This window comes from Arthrobacter sp. I3 (genome assembly GCF_000520575.1).
In the GTDB taxonomy this organism is placed as follows: domain Bacteria; phylum Actinomycetota; class Actinomycetes; order Actinomycetales; family Micrococcaceae; genus Arthrobacter; species Arthrobacter humicola_A.
On sequence record NZ_KI914928.1, the window covers coordinates 50,220 to 53,303 of the forward strand.

The 3,084-nt window shown below is 69.8% G+C and carries 4 protein-coding genes; all 4 read left to right on the plus strand.

Annotated features, from left to right (window positions below):
• Positions 1 to 166: 166 nt before the first annotated feature.
• Entirely contained in the window at positions 167 to 787 is a 621-nt protein-coding gene (locus Y706_RS0112830) for a hypothetical protein (RefSeq protein WP_043436109.1), read from the plus strand.
• Between the two features lie 119 nt (positions 788 to 906).
• Positions 907 to 1,629: a YcnI family copper-binding membrane protein gene (locus tag Y706_RS0112835; protein ID WP_028276893.1), complete on the plus strand. Its 723-nt coding sequence runs from the start codon at positions 907 to 909 to the stop codon at positions 1,627 to 1,629.
• 139 nt (positions 1,630 to 1,768) lie between these two features.
• A complete protein-coding gene (locus Y706_RS0112840; RefSeq protein ID WP_028276894.1) occupies positions 1,769 to 2,464 on the plus strand; it encodes a FadR/GntR family transcriptional regulator in 696 nt (231 codons plus the stop codon).
• A 119-nt stretch (positions 2,465 to 2,583) separates the two neighbouring features.
• Positions 2,584 to 3,084 (plus strand): asparaginase (locus tag Y706_RS0112845; RefSeq protein ID WP_028276895.1); only part of this gene is annotated, 501 nt, incomplete at its 3' end.

Below are 3,084 nucleotides of genomic sequence, written 5' to 3' on the forward strand. Positions count from 1 at the left end.
TCCAGCGACCCAAAGCACCCGCCGTCACAGCCCGGCCGGCGCAGCCCTGCCGGCACAGATTGGGCGGTTCAGCCGCGCGCGGGCGTGGCGGTTCACAATGGCCCGTAGGATTTAAGGGACTTAAGCGACAACCAGACCCCACAGAATCCGGAAAGGACTGCACACGATGACGCGCGCTTCCTTCCGGCTGTTCCGCACAGGCCTGATCGGATCCATCATCGTGGCGCTGGCAGCCGGCGGCCACCTGGCCGGCGGCGGACGGCTGCCCGAGCCGGCGATCGTGACGGCGTTGTGTGCCGTGGCGATGGTTCCCGTGGCCGTACTGACCCGCGTCCGCCTGTCCTTTCCGGCCCTGGCCGGCCTGCTCGGCGTAGGGCAACTGTGGCTGCACTGGTCCTTCGGCGCCTTGTCCTCAGGGGCGCCCGCGGCCCTCCAGGCCCGGATGTCTCCGGGTCATCCGGGCCATCCGGGCCATTCGGCGGCTGCCATTGCCCCGGCGATGCCCGACCCTTCCATGGCGGTTTCGGCGGCCGACATGGGCGGAGCCATGTTCGCCGCGCACGCGATGGCGACGCTCGGCACGGCACTTTTGCTCGCACGCAGCGAGCGGGCCCTGTCCACACTTGTTTCCTGGCTGCGCCCGCTCGTGCAGCTGCCCCAGCCCTCCGCCGCCACGCCCCTGCGCGTCCCCGGCCCCTGCGCGGTCAACCTGGTCCTCCCCAAGGCCCGGGCTGGCCTCCGCCTGCCGACCAGACGCGGACCTCCGGAGCTGTCGCCCGCCGCCTGACATCAATCCCTTTCACATACGGACGGGGACAGCAGGCGGCCACCCCACTGCTACCGCCGGACGGACAACGCACCGGACGGCTCCCCACCTGTTATCCGTTAGTGAAAGGCACCTTTGCCATGAAGTCCCCCCTTCGCCGTACCCTCAAAACCGCCGCTGCCGCCACGTTGACCGCGGGCCTGCTCGCCGCCGGCGCAGCAGCCGCCTCCGCCCACGTCCACGTCGACACAGATGATCCCGCCGCGGGCGGCTACAGCCACCTGACGTTCAACGTCCCCAGCGAGTCGGAATCGGCCAAGACCAGCAAACTCGAAGTCACGCTGCCCACGGACACCCCGTTCACTTCGGTGTCGGTGAAGCCTGTCGAGGGCTGGAAGGCCGTCATCACCACGAGCGAGCTGCCGAAGCCGATCACGGTCGCCGGCGCCACGATCACCAAGGCCCCGAGTTCCGTGGTCTGGACCGCTGACGAGGCCCACCAGATCGGACCGGACGAGTACCAGGCCTTCTCACTGTCCGTCGGCGTCCTGCCAGACGCGGGAACTACGGTGACGCTGCCGACGGCCCAGACCTACACCGATGGAACCGTCGTGAAGTGGGACGAGAAGACAGTCGAGGGCCAGGCCGAACCCGGGCACCCGGCACCCTCCTTCGTGACCACGGCCAAGGACGCCGAGGCCCACGGCGCAGCCACGACGACCGCACCCTCGGCGGCCCCGGCAGCGGGCACGTCCAGTGACGGCGGATCCGCCGCCGGCTGGATCGGGCTGGCTGCAGGGCTGATCGGACTGGCCGCGGGCGTCACCGCACTGGTCCGCACCCGCCCGTCCAAGGTCCAGTAGTCCCGGCCAGCAGCCCGGACGCAAACCCAGGCAAGTAGGACGCCGCCGGAACTCCGGCCCGAGTGGCGACGGCGGCCCCGGACCCCGGGGCCGCCGTCATACTTGACACCCCGGTGTGATCTCTGCCATGTTTTAAAGCGTGAACCTGTCAGACAGCCGGACAGCAGGACAGCCTTTGGCTCGCCTCAGTGCCGCCGAAGCCGTTTTCAACGTCCTCCGCACCGAGATCGAATCCGGCAAGCTCGGCGTCGGCGCCAAGCTGAGCTCCGAGGCCACTCTTGCCCAGCAGTACGGCGTGAGCCGCTCCGTGGTCCGCGAGGCCCTGCGCTCCTGCACCGCCCTGGGCCTGACGGTCACCAAGACCGGGCGGGGCACGTTCGTCGTCGCCAACCGCGTGGCAAAGGACCTGGTCCTGGGCCAATACTCGGCCCGCGACCTCACGGAGGCGCGTCCCCATATCGAGGTTCCTGCCGCCGGACTGGCTGCAGAACGCCGTTCGGCCGAGGAGCTGTCAACGCTGCGCGACATCGTTGCCGCGATGAGCGGCGAGGACGACCCCGAAGTGTGGGTGGGCCTGGACTCCAGCTTCCACGCCTTGATCGCGCGGGCCAGCCGAAACAAGGTCTTCGAGAACGTCGTCGCGGACATCCGGGACGCCCTCGCGCACCAGTCCGAGACCCTGAACATGGTGGCGGACCGCCAGCACGCGTCCGACGAGGAGCACCGGCGCATCCTGGCCGCGATCGAAGCCGGCGACGCGGCGACGGCGCGCATCGCCATGAGCCAGCATCTGCACGCCGTTGGCATTGCCCTCGACTCGATCCTCAACGCCTGACGTCAGGCGCCTGGTGCCGTCAACGATGCCGTAAGCAATCCGGGCAGCACCGGCAAAACCAGCACCAACACAGTGACCAGCCACCACAACCGCATTAACCGCCACCGCCAAAGGACGCAATGACTTCCCCTGCTCTCGCCAACACCCCGACCCCGCTCGCCCCGGAGTGGCTGCCGCAGCACGTCCCGCTTGCGGTCCAGACCCGGGACGGGCTGGTCGAGAGTGTCCACTACGGCTCGGTCATCGCCACCGCAGCGGACGGCCAGACCCTCCTCACTGCCGGGGAGCCCCTCGCCCCGTTCTACCCGCGGTCCGCCCTGAAGCCCCTGCAGGCCGTCGCCATGGTCCGCGCCGGGCTGGACCTCCCGGACGAACTCCTCGCCCTCGCCGCCGCCAGCCATTCCGGCGCAGCCAGCCACCGTGACGGCGCCGGGCGCATCCTGGAGCTGCACGGCCTGACGCCCGCGGACCTCGAGAACAGCACCGACCTCCCCTACGGCGCCCGCGAACGCGAAGACTGGCTCGGCGGCGGCGGCCAGGCCACCCAACTGACGCAGAACTGTTCCGGAAAGCATGCCGCCATGGCGGCCACCTGCGTCATCAACGGCTGGCCGGTCCAG